The sequence below is a fragment of the Pseudomonas sp. FW215-R2 genome (assembly GCF_058789255.1).
The window spans coordinates 13,028-28,011 of sequence record NZ_JBYTBO010000021.1 but is presented as its reverse complement, the minus strand read 5'-3'; the positions used below and the strand labels follow the sequence as shown (position 1 = coordinate 28,011).

Annotated in this window: 16 protein-coding genes; 9 read left to right on the top strand and 7 right to left on the bottom strand. The window is 62.1% G+C overall.

Features of this window, described 5'->3' with window-relative positions:
• Positions 1-70 precede the first annotated feature (70 nt).
• The gene (locus tag AC3WRD_RS24160; RefSeq protein WP_102622695.1) at positions 71-529 is read left to right on the top strand and encodes a GNAT family N-acetyltransferase; all 459 of its coding nucleotides are present in this window, start codon (positions 71-73) and stop codon (positions 527-529) included.
• 5 nt (positions 530-534) lie between these two features.
• On the opposite strand, the gene AC3WRD_RS24155 is transcribed toward AC3WRD_RS24160, so the two are convergent.
• Positions 535-834 (bottom strand): DUF7693 family protein, encoded by a 300-nt coding sequence (locus tag AC3WRD_RS24155; protein WP_102622716.1) that lies wholly within the window; start codon positions 832-834, stop codon positions 535-537.
• A 159-nt stretch (positions 835-993) separates the two neighbouring features.
• On the opposite strand from AC3WRD_RS24155, the gene AC3WRD_RS24150 reads away from it, so the two are divergent.
• On the top strand, positions 994-2,439 hold the full coding sequence (locus AC3WRD_RS24150) for a SulP family inorganic anion transporter (RefSeq protein WP_096822625.1): 1,446 nt from the start codon (positions 994-996) through the stop codon (positions 2,437-2,439).
• A 19-nt stretch (positions 2,440-2,458) separates the two neighbouring features.
• On the opposite strand, the gene AC3WRD_RS24145 is transcribed toward AC3WRD_RS24150, so the two are convergent.
• Positions 2,459-2,977, bottom strand: a complete 519-nt coding sequence (locus AC3WRD_RS24145) for a carboxymuconolactone decarboxylase family protein (protein WP_096822624.1) — start codon at positions 2,975-2,977, stop codon at positions 2,459-2,461.
• Positions 2,978-3,110: 133 nt separating this feature from the next.
• On the opposite strand from AC3WRD_RS24145, the gene AC3WRD_RS24140 reads away from it, so the two are divergent.
• On the top strand, positions 3,111-3,932 hold the full coding sequence (locus tag AC3WRD_RS24140; protein WP_102622040.1) for a cupin domain-containing protein: 822 nt from the start codon (positions 3,111-3,113) through the stop codon (positions 3,930-3,932).
• Positions 3,933-3,935: 3 nt separating this feature from the next.
• Here the strand turns inward: AC3WRD_RS24140 and AC3WRD_RS24135 are convergent, their stop codons facing one another.
• Positions 3,936-4,829, bottom strand: coding sequence for a DMT family transporter (locus tag AC3WRD_RS24135; protein ID WP_102622039.1), 894 nt, complete (start codon positions 4,827-4,829; stop codon positions 3,936-3,938).
• Between the two features lie 91 nt (positions 4,830-4,920).
• Here AC3WRD_RS24135 and AC3WRD_RS24130 point away from each other — a divergent pair, with 91 nt between their 5' ends.
• Positions 4,921-6,252 (top strand): aminotransferase-like domain-containing protein, encoded by a 1,332-nt coding sequence (locus AC3WRD_RS24130; protein ID WP_102622038.1) that lies wholly within the window; start codon positions 4,921-4,923, stop codon positions 6,250-6,252.
• Between the two features lie 70 nt (positions 6,253-6,322).
• Positions 6,323-6,712, top strand: coding sequence for a c-type cytochrome (locus AC3WRD_RS24125; RefSeq protein WP_102622037.1), 390 nt, complete (start codon positions 6,323-6,325; stop codon positions 6,710-6,712).
• 38 nt (positions 6,713-6,750) lie between these two features.
• On the opposite strand, the gene AC3WRD_RS24120 is transcribed toward AC3WRD_RS24125, so the two are convergent.
• Complete coding sequence (locus AC3WRD_RS24120; RefSeq protein WP_102622036.1) at positions 6,751-7,635, bottom strand: LysR substrate-binding domain-containing protein; 885 nt, start codon at positions 7,633-7,635, stop codon at positions 6,751-6,753.
• A gap of 160 nt (positions 7,636-7,795) precedes the next feature.
• Here AC3WRD_RS24120 and AC3WRD_RS24115 point away from each other — a divergent pair, with 160 nt between their 5' ends.
• The 3 genes from AC3WRD_RS24115 to AC3WRD_RS24105 all read left to right on the top strand — a co-directional run bounded on the left by AC3WRD_RS24115 (position 7,796) and on the right by AC3WRD_RS24105 (position 10,730).
• Positions 7,796-9,097: an NAD(P)/FAD-dependent oxidoreductase gene (locus AC3WRD_RS24115; RefSeq protein WP_102622035.1), complete on the top strand. Its 1,302-nt coding sequence runs from the start codon at positions 7,796-7,798 to the stop codon at positions 9,095-9,097.
• A gap of 51 nt (positions 9,098-9,148) precedes the next feature.
• Positions 9,149-10,237, top strand: coding sequence for a polyamine ABC transporter substrate-binding protein (locus AC3WRD_RS24110; protein WP_102622034.1), 1,089 nt, complete (start codon positions 9,149-9,151; stop codon positions 10,235-10,237).
• Between the two features lie 157 nt (positions 10,238-10,394).
• Positions 10,395-10,730, top strand: a complete 336-nt coding sequence (locus AC3WRD_RS24105; RefSeq protein WP_102622033.1) for a hypothetical protein — start codon at positions 10,395-10,397, stop codon at positions 10,728-10,730.
• 72 nt (positions 10,731-10,802) lie between these two features.
• Here the strand turns inward: AC3WRD_RS24105 and AC3WRD_RS24100 are convergent, their stop codons facing one another.
• Together AC3WRD_RS24100 and AC3WRD_RS24095 are read right to left on the bottom strand one after the other, a co-directional pair.
• Complete coding sequence (locus AC3WRD_RS24100; protein ID WP_102622032.1) at positions 10,803-11,282, bottom strand: phage infection protein; 480 nt, start codon at positions 11,280-11,282, stop codon at positions 10,803-10,805.
• Between the two features lie 124 nt (positions 11,283-11,406).
• On the bottom strand, positions 11,407-11,973 hold the full coding sequence (locus AC3WRD_RS24095) for a chorismate mutase (protein ID WP_096822614.1): 567 nt from the start codon (positions 11,971-11,973) through the stop codon (positions 11,407-11,409).
• Positions 11,974-12,100: 127 nt separating this feature from the next.
• Between AC3WRD_RS24095 and AC3WRD_RS24090 the strand changes: the two genes are divergently transcribed.
• Positions 12,101-13,456 carry an MATE family efflux transporter gene (locus AC3WRD_RS24090; protein ID WP_102622031.1) on the top strand — a complete coding sequence of 452 codons (1,356 nt, stop codon included), beginning with the start codon at positions 12,101-12,103 and terminating at the stop codon, positions 13,454-13,456.
• 84 nt (positions 13,457-13,540) lie between these two features.
• Here the strand turns inward: AC3WRD_RS24090 and AC3WRD_RS24085 are convergent, their stop codons facing one another.
• Positions 13,541-14,977: an amidase gene (locus AC3WRD_RS24085; RefSeq protein WP_102622030.1), complete on the bottom strand. Its 1,437-nt coding sequence runs from the start codon at positions 14,975-14,977 to the stop codon at positions 13,541-13,543.
• Positions 14,978-14,984: the final 7 nt, after the last annotated feature.

The window sequence follows — 14,984 nt, the reverse complement described above, 5'->3', positions numbered from 1 at the left end:
CGGTTAAGCCAGCGAACTCGACAGACAGCGCTATGCTGGTGCAACCATTTGAATCGATCGGGGAGGGGATATGAGCCTTCAGGCACTGCGCGCCCACGTGGAACATCTGGATGCGGTAGCCGAACTGTTCGACGGTTATCGCGGTTTCTATGGCCAGCCGTCGAACCTGGCGCAATCGCGGGCCTTCATCGCCGAGCGCATGGCCGGTAATGAATCGGCGATTTTTCTGGTTGAAGATGAACGCGGCGAAGCGCTGGGGTTCGTGCAGCTGTACCCGACGTTTTCTTCGATAGACGCCCATCGCACCTGGCTGCTCAGCGACCTGTTCACCACGCCGGCCGCCCGAGGCCGTGGCGTCGGACGATTGCTGATGAACACTGCACGCGACTTCGCCGTGGACACCGGCGCCAAGGGGCTGGTGCTGGAAACCGCCACCGACAATTTCACGGCCCAGGGCTTGTACGAGTCCCTCGGTTGGGTGCGTGATACCGGGTATTACACGTATGTGCTGGACCTGCGGCAGGGCTGATCCGCTCAGCCGGCCTGAGCCAGCAATCGCTCGATCTGCGCCAGTTCCCAGGTGCTGAGCAGGCTGACCGGATCGGTGCCGAAACGTTGAGTCGTGTCGAGTGTCCACACACGGTCTTCCGGACACCGGCATTGCAGGCAGTGGTGCAGGCGTTGGCCGTCAAAGTCGAGCGACAGGTGCCAGCCGTCGATATCGACCGACATCTGGCCTGGCCCGGTTGCCTGCGCGAGACGCCGTAACGGGCAAACTTCCAGCGCCGCATCGCGCAAGCGCTGGCAGACTTCGCGGGTGGATAGAGGTGACATGTTCAAACCCGTTGATCAACGAAGCGCGCAAGCATAGAGCGCCAAGCCGTCCCTGTCAGCGATCACTGGCCCGTGCCCGGGCATTTGCGTAACATCCGCAACCCTCTTTTTCCCGCGAATGCAGCGGCCGCCCGTGTCGGCCGCTTTGTCAGGTAAGCCATGAAACCGATTCGTCTGCGCGCCGATGTCCTGGCCGGACTCACCACCTCGTTTGCCCTGTTGCCCGAATGCATTGCGTTTGCGCTGGTGGCTCACCTCAATCCGCTGATGGGCCTGTACGGCGCCTTCATCATTTGCACGCTGACCGCGCTGTTCGGCGGCCGGCCGGGCATGGTGTCCGGGGCGGCCGGTTCGATGGCGGTGGTGATCGTCGCGCTGGTGGTGCAGCACGGCGTGCAGTATCTGCTGGCGACGGTGTTGCTTGGCGGGTTGATCATGATGGCGTTCGGGCTGTTGCGCCTGGGCAAACTGGTGCGCATGGTGCCGCACCCGGTGATGCTAGGGTTCGTCAACGGTCTGGCGATCATCATTGCGCTGGCGCAACTGGAGCATTTCAAAAGCGGTGAGCAGTGGCTCAGCGGCACGCCGTTGTACCTGATGACCGGGCTGGTGCTGCTGACCATGGCCATCGTCTACCTCCTGCCGCGCCTGACCCGCGCGGTGCCGCCAGCGCTGGTGGCGATCCTAGGCGTCGGTTTGCTGGTTTATCTGCTTGGCCTGCCGACCCGCACCCTCGGCGACATGGCGCACATCGCCGGCGGTCTGCCGACGTTCGCGCTGCCGGACATTCCGTGGACGCTGGACACCCTGCGCATCATCGCGCCCTACGCGATTTTGATGGCTATGGTCGGCCTGCTGGAAACCCTGCTGACCCTCAACCTCACCGATGAAATCACCGAAACTCGTGGCTACCCGGATCGCGAGTGCGTGGCGCTGGGCGCGGCAAACATGGTGTCCGGTGCGTTCGGCGGCATGGGTGGTTGCGCGATGATCGGCCAGACCGTGATCAACCTCAGTTCCGGCGGGCGCGGGCGGTTGTCCGGGGTGGTGGCGGGGGTGTTGATCCTGCTGTTCATTCTGTTTCTGTCGCCGCTGATCGAGCGGATTCCGCTGGCGGCGCTGGTGGGGGTGATGTTCGTGGTGTCGCAGCAGACGTTTGCCTGGGCCTCGTTGCGGGTGCTGAACAAAGTGCCGCTCAACGATGTGCTGGTGATCATCGCGGTAACCACCATCACGGTGTTCACCGATCTGGCCACGGCAGTGCTGTGCGGGATCATCATCGCGGCGCTGAACTTTGCCTGGCAGCAAGCGCGCGAGTTGTACGCCGATGAACACCTGGAAGCCGACGGCAGCAAACTCTATCGCCTGCACGGCACGCTGTTTTTTGCCTCGACCACGCCGTTCCTCAATCAGTTCGACCCGGCCAGCGACCCACAACGCGTGACGCTGGATTGCCGGCATCTGAGCTTTGTCGACTACTCGGCCATCGCTGCGTTGAAAACCCTGCGCGAACGTTACGCCAAGGCCGGCAAGCAATTGCAGGTGTTTCACCTGTCCGAGCGCTGCAAGAAATTGCTGAAACGCGCCGGGGTCGATCACGACTGAGATCGACCCCGGTCACCGATCAGGCATCGATGGCCGGGAAATCGATGTCGGTCAGCGCCACGTTGTTGAGGTAGTTGGTCAGGGTCTGCGCGGCGACGATGGCGATCACTTCGATGATCTTCTTGTCGTCGATGCCGGCAGCGCGGGCGGCGGCGATCTGTTCATCGCTCAGATGGCCACGGGTTTCCGTCAGTTGATGGGCGAGGGCGGCGAAGGCGTTCAGCCGACCGTGACGCGCCTCGACAATCTCCTGCGCTGCCAGCCCGGCCTTGCTGGCAAACAAGGTGTGCGCCGCCAGGCAATAATCGCAGCCGTTGACCTGCGACGTGGCGAGGTACACCGCTTCTTTTTCCTTGGCGCTCAGGGACGTTTTGCCCAGTGTGGCGGAGATTTGCACGTAGGCATCCAGTGCGGCGGGCGCAACAGCCAGGGTCTTGAACAGGTTGGGCAGGAAGCCGATTTTTTTCTGCACGCCTTCAAGCGTCGGGCGAGTGGCGTCAGTGGCGGTTTCGAGGCTGACAGGGACGATGCGGCTCATGGTGATTCTCCGAAAGTCCGGTGCGAAGTGCGCCGGGGATGGAGGTCATGTTATTGAGCGCAATTGGTGCTTTGGGTGCAAATCGTCGAGGATATGCGACAGATCGTCCAAATCTTCCGTCGGGGATTCTTCCATGGATCGCTTGTCCACGTTGCTCAGCCACTTCGGCGTCAATGCCGGCACCTTCCACAGCGGCACCTTCTGCGGCATCAGTGCCTACGGTGGCGATCAGGTCTGCGGTCATGTGCATCTGTTGCAGGCCGGGCAGGTGCTGCTCAAGCCGGGGAATGACCCCGAACTCACGCTCAGTGAACCGACCCTGATTTTCTTCCCCCGACCGTTTGCCCACCGACTGTTCGCCGACGAGGCCATGAACACGCAACTGGTGTGCGCCTCGCTGACGTTTGATGGCGGTGCGGGCAATGCGCTGGCGGCGGCATTACCGGATTATCTGGTGCTGAAACTCGGCGACCTTCCTGAAATGGCCAGCACCCTGGAGTGGCTGTTCAAGGAAGCGTTCGACGGCCACTGCGGGCGCGAAGCGGTGATGGATCGGCTGTTCGAGTTGCTGGTGATTCTGCTGCTGCGGCATCTCATCAGCAGTCGCGACCAGCAGCCGGGCATGATGGCGGGGCTGGCGGATCCGAAGATTTCCCGTGCGTTGAGCCTGATGCATGACCAGCCGGCCAAGGCCTGGAGTGTTGCCGAACTGGCAGCGACCGCACATTTGTCCCGTGCCGGTTTTGCCGAGCACTTCCGGCGAGTGGTGGGGCAGACGCCGGTGGATTATCTGGTGAGCTGGCGAATCAGCCTCGCGCAGAAACGTCTGCGCGAAGGGCGACCGATCGCCCTGATCGCCGAAGAAGTCGGCTATGAAAGTCCTTCGGCGCTGGCCCGGGCGTTTCGGCGCAAGACCGGGCTCAGTCCACGGGAGTGGAAAGCGGGAGTGAGTTGAAGGTCATTTGGCGAATTTCTTCGCCCCGGCGACGCACAGGATCACGCCCAACGTGACCACCAGCATGCCGACGCTGACCTGTTCATGCAGCAACGTCGCCGCCAACGCCAGGCCGAAGAACGGCTGCAACAACTGCAACTGCCCGACTGCCGCAATCCCGCCCTGGGCCAGGCCGCGATACCAGAACACAAAACCGATCAGCATGCTGAACAGCGAAACGTAAGCCAGGCACACCCATGCCGACACGCTGATGCCGCTGAACGAGGCAGGCGCCCGCCACACGCTCAGCACGGCCATCACCGGCAACGACAACACCAGCGCCCAGCAGATCACCTGCCAGCCGCCGAGGGTACGCGAGAGTTTTGCGCCTTCGGCATAACCGAGGCCGCAGGCGAGGATCGCCGCCAGCATCAACAGATCGCCGGTGGGCGAGGCGGTCAGGCCTTGTGAAACAGCAAAACCGACCACCAGCGAACTGCCCAGCACCGAAAAGATCCAGAACACCGGACGCGGCCGTTCACCGCCGCGCAACACGCCGAAAATCGCTGTCGCCAGTGGCAGCAATCCTACAAACACAATGGAATGCGCCGACGTCACGTATTGCAGCGCGAGGGCAGTCAATAACGGGAAACCCACGACCACGCCCAGCGCGACAATCAACAACGAGAACCACTGATCCCGCGCCGGTCGTCGTTCGCGAAACAGCCATAACAGGCACAGCGCCAACACCCCGGCGATGGTGGCGCGGATGACGGTGAGGAACACCGGGTCGAATTCCAGCACCGCCAGCCGAGTGGCCGGCAGCGAACCGCTGAAAATCACGACGCCGATGAAACCGTTGATCCAGCCACTGGTTTTTTCCAGGGCCGGTGCGGGCAGATTCGTGGTTCGTTCCATGTTGGGTCACGCTCAAGAGTGGGGTTGCTTGCGGTTCATCCTATGGCTGAGAATCAGCACAATCAAAGAATTGTCATGGATACATCCCGACATGCCGCGCTCTCGTTACAAGACCCTCGTTGATACCTATGCCGCCGATATCCGCAGTGGTCGCCTGCTACCCGGTACGCGTTTGCCGACCCACCGGCAACTGGCTGCCAGCGAAGGGCTGGCGCTGGTCACGGCGTCGCGGGTGTACGCGGAGCTTGAGGCGATGGGCCTGGTCAGCGGCGAAGCGGGGCGAGGTACGTTTGTGCGGGAGACGTCGTTGCCGTCGGGGCACAGCATCGATCAGAAAGACGTGGCGGTCGGCATGGTCGATCTCAATTTCAACTACCCGTCGTTGCCCGGTCAGGCCGAGTTACTGCGAACGGCGCTGCGGCAACTGGCGCTGTCCGGCGACCTCGAAGCGCTGCTGCGCTATCAACCCCACGCCGGCCGAGTGCACGAGCGCGCCTCGGTCGCCCGGCATTTGCAAACCCGTGGCCTGAAGGTCGATGCCGGGCAAGTGCTGATCGTCAACGGCGCGCAACAGGGGCTGGCCGTCGCGCTGATGGCGTTGTTCAAACCCGGTGACGTCATTGCCGCCGATGCATTGACCTATTCCGGCTTCAAGGTCCTGGCCGAGGCGTTGCACCTGGAAGTGGTGGCGATTCCGGTGACCGATCACGGGCCGGACTTGCCGGCGCTGGAGCGACTCTGCCACAGCCGCTCGGTGCGTGCCGTGTACAGCATGCCGACCCTGCACAATCCGCTCGGCTGGGTCATGTCCCTTGATCAGCGCGAACAGCTGGTGGCGATTGCCCGACAGCATGACCTGACGATCATCGAGGACGCGGCCTACGCCTTTCTGGTCGATAACCCGCCGCCACCGTTGGCCGATCTGGCAGCGGAGCGGACGATTTACGTCTCGGGGCTCTCGAAAAACATCGCCACCGGCCTGCGCGTCGGCTTCATCGCCGCGCCGCTGCAAACCGTCCCGGCCCTTGAGCGCATCATCCGCGCCACCACCTGGAACACTCCGGGCGTCATGACTGCCATTGCCTGCGGTTGGCTCGACGACGGCACCGTCACGGTGCTCGAAGCGCAAAAACGTCACGACGCTCGGGCACGTCAGGTGCTGGCGGGCGAGATACTCAAAGACATTGCACACATCGGCCATCCGTCCTCGTATTTCCTCTGGCTGCCATTGCCGGAGGATGCGCGCGCCGATCAGGTCGTGGTCGAGTTGATGCAGCAGCAGATTGCGGTATCGATCGCCGAACCGTTCGTGGTTTCGGCGCACGTCCCCCACGCGATCCGGATTGCCCTGGGGTCGGTGGACATGGATGTACTGCGTCAGGCGCTGATAAAAGTCCGGCAGGTGGTGGGCGCCTACCGCTAGCCGAAGCCTTTCGGATCGCCACAAAATGCTACCCTTGCGCCGCCCGATTTACGCCAGTCCGGAACCAGCAATGAAAAAACGCGCCTTACTGACTTTCGCCCTGATCCTCAACGCAGGCCTGCTCAGCACGTCCGCCCTGGCGGCGGGCGACGCCGAGGCCGGCGCCAAAATCTTCCCGCGCCTGTGCGGCGGCTGCCACCAGGTCGGCGAATCCGCCCGCCCCGGATTCGGCCCGGAACTCAATGGCATCATCGGCCGCCCGGCCGGGACCTCGGCGAACTACGTCTACTCCGACGCCATGAAAAACTCCGGCGTAACCTGGAACCGTGAAACGCTGACGGCGTATCTGAAGGACCCGAAGGGCGTGGTGCCGGGGACGCGGATGATCTTCTGGGGGCTGAGTGACGAGGAGAAGATCGATAATCTGTTGGCGTATCTCCAGACTTTTCCCAATCAGTAAATATCCGCGGCGGGAGCTGGTCCAGGCAGTTCCCGCTTTCAATTCTCCCGTTCGGCCTGCCCCGCAAACCACCCCATCACCACCCCACACGCCGGATGCGAAGCCGCTGAAGGCTGCAAGCACAACGAGTAAATCCCCCCGGTTTTCAGTGGTTCCCCGAACGGCACCACCAGCACGCCACGCTCGATGGATTCTGCCGCCAGCGTCATGTCCGTCACCGCCACACCCAATCCCCGCGCCGCCGCATCCAGTGCCAGTTCATCGAGGTTGAACGGGATATGCCGGTAATCCTCCAGCGGTTTGCCGTCGTTCGCGGCCAGCCATTCGATCCATGCCTGGCGATCTACCGAGCGATGCAGCAGCGGGAAGCGCAGCAACGCGTCCACTGAGCGCGGTGCTCCGGCCAGATTCGGGGCGCACACCGGCACCAGCGTTTCCTGAAACAGCGTCAGGCAATCCGGATCGCTTGATGCTGTCGGCAAGTAAAGGATGTAGGCATCGCTGTCGCCGGTCGGTTCGACGACTTCGGTGGCGACGGTTTCGATGGCCAGCGAGACCTCGGGATGGCGCAGATAAAAGTCGCTGAGTTTGGGCAGCAACCAGCGCACCGCCAGCGATACGTGCATGCGAATGCGGAACGGACGTTTCTGCGGCGTAAGGCGTTCTTCAAGGGTTTTCAGTTGCTCAAAGATGCTCCGTGCGCTGGCCAAAACCTGCTCGCCTTCCGGCGTCAGGTGCAGGTTGCGGCTGGTGCGCACGAACAGCGCCACGTTGAAGTGACTTTCCAGTTGCTGGATCTGCCGGCTCACGGCGCTTTGGGTCAGGCACAACGTCTGCGCTGCCTGAGTGAAGCTGCCGCATCGGGCGACTTCGACCAGTGCCTGCATGGCTTGCAGGGAAGGGACGTGGCGAATTTTATCCATGCGTTTTCAGAATGGCTCGATGATTTCTTAGCGTTGGTGAGGCGTTCGAAGACCTTATAGATTCTAGCTCTGGCGGTGATCTTCACAACACGGGCATGCGATTCACGCATGAGCCTGCAAAGAAGGCAAGTCGCCGAACGACAGTCGAACGAGGTGATGCATGGACAATATCTGTGGCTGGATCGCGCAAGCCGGAAACTCCCCGGCACGCGGTCGCCTGAGCGGAGCGCAAAAAGCCGACTGGCTGGTGATCGGGGCCGGCATCACCGGGCTCAGCGCTGCGCATAACCTCGCGCAACTGCATCCCCAGGCGCGGATTGTGGTGGTGGATCGGCAATCGGCGGCGCAGGGCGCGTCGGCGCGCAACTCGGGTTTTGTCGTCGCCCATGAACACCCCGCCGACAGCGAACTGATCGGCGCCGCAGGTTTTGCCGGGTTTGAAGTCGACACGGCGATTTCCCGCGCCGCCAGCGAAGAAGTCCGCCAACGCATTGCCCGACACGGCATCGACTGCGACTTCCGCGACAGTGGGTATTTCTTTGCCGTGAACGATCCGGCCAAGCTCAATCAGGTTGACGCGAAACTGGCCACGCTGCGCGCCCTCGGTGCCCGCGCCGAGTTTCTGCAAGGCGAGGCGCTGAGCCAGAAGCTTGGCACTCGCCACTATCAGGCCGCGATCTGGTGTGGCAATGGCAATGCGCTGCTGCAACCGGCCAAGTACGTGAAGGGCTTGCTCAATGCGCTCCCGGACAACGTCACGGTATTCGAGAACACCGACATTTCGGGTCTTGAGCGTGTCGGCCAGGGGCATCTACGCGCCCAAGGTGCCGAAGGCAGTATCGAGGCGAAGCAGGTGCTGGTGTGCCTCAACGCCTTCATTCCCCGCGTCGGCATCAACGACAGCGCCACGTTCCCGATGGAGTTGAGCGCCAGCCTTACGCGTCCGCTCACGGATCAGGAGTTCGCGGCCATCGGTTCGGTCGAGCCGTGGGGCGTGCTGTCGACCCGGCCGCTGGGCGCCACCGTGCGGTTGACCCCGGATCGTCGGGTGATGATTCGCAACACCGCCGAATACCGCACGCGGGACCTGTCCAACAGCGAGCTGGTCCTGCGTCGGCAACACCATGTGCGCGGTCTGCAACGGCGTTTTCCGTTCTTGGGCGAGCAAGACATTCGCTACACCTGGACCGGTCACCTGAGTGCGACCCGCAGCGGCCAGGCGTATTTCGACCGGGTTGAGGAGGGCGTTTTCGCCGTGGCCGGTTGCAACGGCTCGGGCGTGGCGCGCGGAACCCTGTGGGGACGGCTGTTGGCGGAGCTGGCGTCGGGCATCGACTCGCCCTTGCTGCAATCGGTGATGCAACGGGCCGAACCCGGCTGGCTGCCGCCGCGACCTTTCTTCGATATCGGTGCCATGCTTCGCATGCGCGTGGAGGCGGTCAGGGCCAGAACAGAAATCTGAAATTCCGCACATCCCACAAGAACAAAAGCCACTCAATTCAGGTGACAGAACATGCGCGTCAATACACTTTCCCTGGCGGTCTTGCTCGCAACGGCTTCGGCGGGCGCTCTTGCCGACGAAGCGGTCAACATTTCCAACTGGAACGGCTACATCGCCGACGACACCCTGGCCAACTTCACCAAAGACACCGGCATCAAGGCCACTTACGACATCCATGACAGCAATGAAGTGCTGGAATCGAAATTGATGACCGGCAATACCGGTTACGACGTGGTCAGTCCGTCGAACCACTTTCTGTCGCGACTGATCAAGGCCGGCGCCATCCAGAAACTCGACAAGTCGCAACTACCCAACTGGAAGAACCTCGATCCGCAGTTGATGAAAAAACTTGAAGTCAACGACCCGGGCAATCAATACGGTTATCCGTACATGTGGGGCACCGCCGGCATCGGTTACAACGTCGAGAAGATCAAGGCGATCTTCGGCAACACGGACGTTACCCGCTCGTGGAAGATGTTCTTCGAAGAGGACAACATCAAGAAGTTGAGCCAGTGCGGCGTGGCAATCATCGACAACCCGACTCAGGTACTACCGATCACCCTCAACTACCTGGGCTTGCCGCCACACAGCCATGAACCGGCGGATTACAAAAAAGCCGAAGCGGCCTTGTTCAAGATTCGCCCTTACGTGCAGTACTTCCATGCGTCGAAGTACATCAGCGATCTGGCCAACGGCAACGTCTGTGCGGTGATCGGCTTCAACGGCGATGTGATCCAGGCGGCCGCCAGTGCCAGGGAAGCGAAAAACGGCATCGACATCGCCTATTCGATCCCGGACGAAGGCACGACGTTGTGGTTCGACATGGTGGTCATGCCCAAGAACGCGCCCCACGAGAAGAACGGCTACACCTACATGAACTATCTGCTGGAACCCAAGGTGATCGCCAACATCAGCAACAGCATTCACTACGCCAACCCCAACGCGGCTGCCAATGAGTTCCTGACACCGGCGGTGAAACAGGATCTGGCGATCTATCCGCCGAAAGAGGTGATGGACAAATTGTTCACCGTGGAAGAGTTGCCGGCGGCGATTGCCCGGTTGACGACGCGGTTGTGGACCAAACTCAAGACCAACACTTGAAGTTGAAGAGGTAACGCTGTCGGCGATTAAACCGACAGCGTTACATGAAACACGCTTCATGAAATATTGTCAGGTTGATACCAATGTGCCACTGCCTCCAGTAAAGTGTGCGCCGCCCGAGAGATGGATCCCGGGCTTATACCCATGGAGTCTTGAAGTGAAATACCTCAGCAAAGTAGTCGCCGCCGCACTGTTCGGTGTGGTTCTGGCAGGTTGCACCGGCACCGCGATGAACACCAAACAATACGACAGCAGCCAATACACCGTGATTGGCCACAGCGAAGCGACCGCCACCGGCCTGCTGCTGTTCGGCATTATCCCGATCCGTCAGAACAGCCGTTTCGTCCGCGCCCAGGATGCCGCGATCAAAGCCCGTGGCGGCGACGCGATGATCAACACCCAAGTCCAGGAAAACTGGTTCTGGGCATGGGTTCTGACTGGCTACACCACCAAGATCTCCGGTGACGTGGTCAAGCTGAGAACCGCTCAGTAAGCGACGGTTGGATGTGAAAAAGCCCGGCTGATCAGGCCGGGCTTTTCTTTTTCTTGCGATTGGGCCGTCAAGTCATGCGACGCGGCGTTCCATCAGACGATCCGAACCACCTTCGGCAACACGGCGTTCCATCAGACGATCCGAACCACCTTCAGCAACGCGACGTTCCAGCAGACGATCCGAGCCACCTTCGGCAACGCGACGTTCTTGCAGACGATCCGAGCCACCTTCGGCAACTCGACGTTCTTGCAGACGATCCGAGCCACCTTCGGCAACTCGACGTTCCAGCAGACGATCCGAGCCACCTTCAGCTACACGGCGCTCTTGCAGACGGTCCGAGCCACCTTCGGCAACTCGACGTTCCAGCAGACGATCCGAACCACCTTCGGCAACGCGGCGTTCTTGCAGACGATCCGAACCACCTTCTGCTACACGGTGTTCGATCAGTCGATCCGAACCGCCTTCGGCGATCATGGTGTGAGCGGGTTTGGCTGCAAAAGCGTTGACTGCAAGAACCGAGAAAGCGATGCCGAGAAGGATTTGGCGTTTCATGATCGTGTGCTCCGGGGTGTTGTTTGTTTGGTATGGAGCCGATCTTACGCCCGGGATTTTTTATGAGAACTTCATTGACGTGATGGTGACTATCGACGCCAGCGATGGATGCCTGAGCCCCGATTCACGGGGCTGTCGCGCGAACGCATAGCTCCCCGGTGGCGCGGGTCAGGGCCAGTTCGTGCAACCCGTCATGAGTCAAACCGCTACGCGCCTTGGCCAGCCATACCGGGCAATTCGGGTCGCGGCGGTAGGGCGTGAAGTCGGCGTATTGCTGCAACAGGCGGGATTGCAGCTCATCCAGGCGCGGCCGAATCTGCTTGCCCAGATCCGGGCGCGGTGTGTCCGGCGCGGCACCCGCCGCTTGCCACTTCGCCAGCAAACCGTATTGCACCAGTTTGTTGGCTTCCATCTGCGCGGCGATCAACTGCGCCACGTCTTCTGGATCAAGCTTGCGTTCAGTGGCCAGCGTTCGGGCGTTGGCGATGACCTGGGCTTCGCGGGGACTGTCCTGGATCGGCTTGCCGCTGTCCCACTTGGTCAGGGCGACGAGATCGCCGATGTTCAGGCGTTCGTTCAGGGTGCTCAGCAGGCTTTGCAGCGATTGGGGCGCTGGTGTCGGGGCGGCGTTGGCTGTCGTCGCCAGAACGGCAAAAAGGGTAGAGGTCAGCAGGGTCGAGACGCGGGACATGGGATCGGTTCACTTCCATTTTGGGCAAGTGGTGGAGATTACGAAGTTTTAATGCAAACGGGTACGACCTGAAGCGCTTTGCATACCTTAGACTCTCCCCATCGCTCCCACCCGAGACGGACCCTCAATGCAAAACCCCGCCCAAAAACCCCTCTGGAAAACCTACCTGCTGTTCCTTGCCCCGATGGTGCTGTCGAACTTCCTGCAGTCGATGTCCGGCACGGTCAACAGCATCTATATCGGCCAGATGCTCGGCACTCAGGCGCTGGCGGCGGTGTCGGGGATGTTTCCGATCATCTTTTTCTTTATCGCGCTGGTCATCGGTCTGGGCGCCGGGGCGGGGGTGTTGATCGGCCAGGCGTGGGGCGCGCGTGAGTCGCATATGGTGAAGGCGATTGCCGGGGCGACGTTGTTGCTGGGGGTGTTGATCGGGCTGGTCGCGGCGGTGCTGGGCAGTGTGTTTGCGCGTCAGGCGTTGCAGGGGTTGGGGACGCCGGCGGATGTGCTGGACGACGCGGTGGCCTATGCCCGCGTGATGATGTGGACCTTGCCGTTTGTGCTGGTGTACGTGCTGTTCACCCAGTTGTTGCGCGGGGTGAGCGACACGCTGTCGCCGATGCTGGCTCTGCTGCTGTCGACCGTGGTCGGTCTGGCGCTGACCCCGGCGTTCATTCGCGGATGGCTGGGCTTGCCGCAGTTGGGGATTCAGAGCGCGGCGTTCGCCGGGCTGGCCGGTACGCTGGCGGCGATGGCATGGCTGGCGTGGAGCCTGATCCGCAAGGGCCATCCACTGGCGCCGGACCGGGAGTTCTTCGGGGCGTTGCGGCTGGACGGCGAGATTCTCGGCAAAGTGTTGCGCATCGGTCTGCCGACCGGGGTGCAGATGATTGTGTTGTCGCTGTCGGAGCTGGTGATTCTGGCGCTGGTCAACCAGCACGGCTCCCAGGCGACGGCGGCGTATGGCGCGGTGACGCAGATCGTCAACTATGTGCAGTTTCCAGCGCTGTCGATTGCAATCACTGCGTCGATCCTCGGCGCCCAGGCGATTGGCGCCGGGCGGCTGGAGCGGATGGGCCCGATCCTGCGCACCGGGCTGTGGATCAATGTGTGCCTGACCGGTGGTTTGATCGTGCTCGGTTACCTGTTGTCGCACTGGCTGCTGGGGCTGTTCCTGACCGAGGACTCGACCCGTGCGATGGCCGAGCACTTGCTGCACATCATGCTGTGGAGCCTGTTGATCTTCGGCTTCCAGGCCATCATCGGCGGGATCATGCGCGCCAGCGGCACGGTGCTGGTGCCCGTCGCGATCGCGATCATTTGCGTGGTCGGCGTGCAGTTGCCGGCGGCGTACTGGCTGGACGGGCAGTTTGGCTTGCAGGGTGTGTGGATGGCGTTCCCGGTGGCGTACCTCGGGATGCTGGTGCTGCAGACGCTGTACTACAAACTGGTCTGGCAGCATCAGAAGATCGAGCGGCTGGTTTGACGGATCGCAAGTGATCGAGCGGCCCGATCCGCAAAGGGTTGTCCTGTGAGGGACAGCCCTTTTTTGTGGGCGGCGGGAGGGGTGTCAACGCGGATTGCCGACCCGAATCAGTGGCCGACGGTGCTGCCAAGGCAAGGCCTGTTCGAGCTGCCCGGCCAGGCGCAACAACAGGTCATCGGCACCGAAGCGTGCGGCAAATTGCAGGCCTATCGGCAGGCCGCTGCCGGACATGCCCAGCGGCAGTGAAATTGCCGGGGTTCCCGCGACATTGAACACCGGCGTGAAGGGCGAGTGCTCGAAGACCCGCGCCGTCCATTGCCGCCCGTTCATGGTTTCGGCGCCTTGGTTGTAGGTGCCGATGGCCTGGGGCAGGTGCGGCAGGGTCGGGGTCAGCAGTACATCAATGTCCTCGAACCACGCGGCCACCTGACGGGCGATGCTGTTGCGCACCTCCAGCGCAGCGGCGAAATCCGTGCCGCGCGATTGTTGGCCGAAGGCGTAGCAGGCGAGGGTGGCCGGTTCCAGGGTGCTGCGATTGACGGGGCGCCGGGTTGCGGTGGCGAGATGGTCGATCCAGCGCACCAAGCTGGCACACCAGATATGCGCATTGGCTTCGACGAAGGCGTCCCACGACAAACCGAGCGGTGCCCGGACGGTTTCAACCTGATGGCCGAGGGATTGAAGTTCACGGGTAACACGAGCGGTGGCATCGCGGATCTCGGGATCGACGCTGGCCCCGTTCCACGGCGTGTCGAGGAAGCCGATGCGCAACCGTCCGGGATCGCGGCCGACCTGAGCCAGAAAACCTTCGGCCGGTGCCGCCGTGTAATAAGGATCTCCCGGCGCACAGCCCTGCACCACATCCATCAGCGCCGCGCTGTCGCGCACCGTCCGCGACAGACCCAATTGCACGCCGAGCCCGGCAAACACTTCATCCATCAATGGCCCGTGGGAGCTGCGGCCGCGCGTCGGCTTGAGGCCCACCAGACCATTGAAGGCTGCCGGAACACGGATCGATCCTGCCGCGTCGGTGGCATGGGCGATGGGTACGATGCCGGCGGCGACAGCCGCGCCGGCGCCACCGCTCGAGCCCCCAGCGGAAAGTTGCGGGTTCCACGGATTGCGGGTCGGGCCTTGCAGGACGGAGTCGGTTTCGGTGCTGAACGCCATTTCCGGGGTGGTGGTGCGGCCGAGGGTGATGAGCCCGGCGGCGTTGAAGCGTTGCATCAGCGTGGAATCGCTTTCTGCGACCAGGCCCTGCGCGAGTCGGCTGCCCAGTTCATTACGCCGTCCGGCCGCGGTGATTGCCAGGTCCTTGATCAGAAACGGCACTCCGGCCAACGGGCCACTGCCGCTGGCAGCCGTCGGCGTCCAGTGTTCGATGATCGCGTTGATCGATGGGTTGACCTGTTGTATCGCTTCGATGGCCAGTGTGGCCAGCTCATTGGCGTGGACTTCGCCGGACGCAACCAACTGCGCGAGGCCTATGCCATCGTGTTCGGCGTATTCGTTAAGATTCATGGGTATC

Coding starts and splice junctions, on each gene's coding strand:
- AC3WRD_RS24155 (WP_102622716.1), bottom strand. CDS start 834: ATGTCACCTCTATCCACCCGCGAAGTCTGCCAGCGCTTGCGCGATGCG.
- AC3WRD_RS24110 (WP_102622034.1), top strand. CDS start 9,149: ATGCGCGTCAATACACTTTCCCTGGCGGTCTTGCTCGCAACGGCTTCG.
- AC3WRD_RS24135 (WP_102622039.1), bottom strand. CDS start 4,829: ATGGAACGAACCACGAATCTGCCCGCACCGGCCCTGGAAAAAACCAGT.
- AC3WRD_RS24090 (WP_102622031.1), top strand. CDS start 12,101: ATGCAAAACCCCGCCCAAAAACCCCTCTGGAAAACCTACCTGCTGTTC.
- AC3WRD_RS24145 (WP_096822624.1), bottom strand. CDS start 2,977: ATGAGCCGCATCGTCCCTGTCAGCCTCGAAACCGCCACTGACGCCACT.
- AC3WRD_RS24150 (WP_096822625.1), top strand. CDS start 994: ATGAAACCGATTCGTCTGCGCGCCGATGTCCTGGCCGGACTCACCACC.
- AC3WRD_RS24085 (WP_102622030.1), bottom strand. CDS start 14,977: ATGAATCTTAACGAATACGCCGAACACGATGGCATAGGCCTCGCGCAG.
- AC3WRD_RS24130 (WP_102622038.1), top strand. CDS start 4,921: ATGCCGCGCTCTCGTTACAAGACCCTCGTTGATACCTATGCCGCCGAT.
- AC3WRD_RS24140 (WP_102622040.1), top strand. CDS start 3,111: ATGGATCGCTTGTCCACGTTGCTCAGCCACTTCGGCGTCAATGCCGGC.
- AC3WRD_RS24125 (WP_102622037.1), top strand. CDS start 6,323: ATGAAAAAACGCGCCTTACTGACTTTCGCCCTGATCCTCAACGCAGGC.
- AC3WRD_RS24100 (WP_102622032.1), bottom strand. CDS start 11,282: ATGAAACGCCAAATCCTTCTCGGCATCGCTTTCTCGGTTCTTGCAGTC.
- AC3WRD_RS24095 (WP_096822614.1), bottom strand. CDS start 11,973: ATGTCCCGCGTCTCGACCCTGCTGACCTCTACCCTTTTTGCCGTTCTG.
- AC3WRD_RS24120 (WP_102622036.1), bottom strand. CDS start 7,635: ATGGATAAAATTCGCCACGTCCCTTCCCTGCAAGCCATGCAGGCACTG.
- AC3WRD_RS24115 (WP_102622035.1), top strand. CDS start 7,796: ATGGACAATATCTGTGGCTGGATCGCGCAAGCCGGAAACTCCCCGGCA.
- AC3WRD_RS24160 (WP_102622695.1), top strand. CDS start 71: ATGAGCCTTCAGGCACTGCGCGCCCACGTGGAACATCTGGATGCGGTA.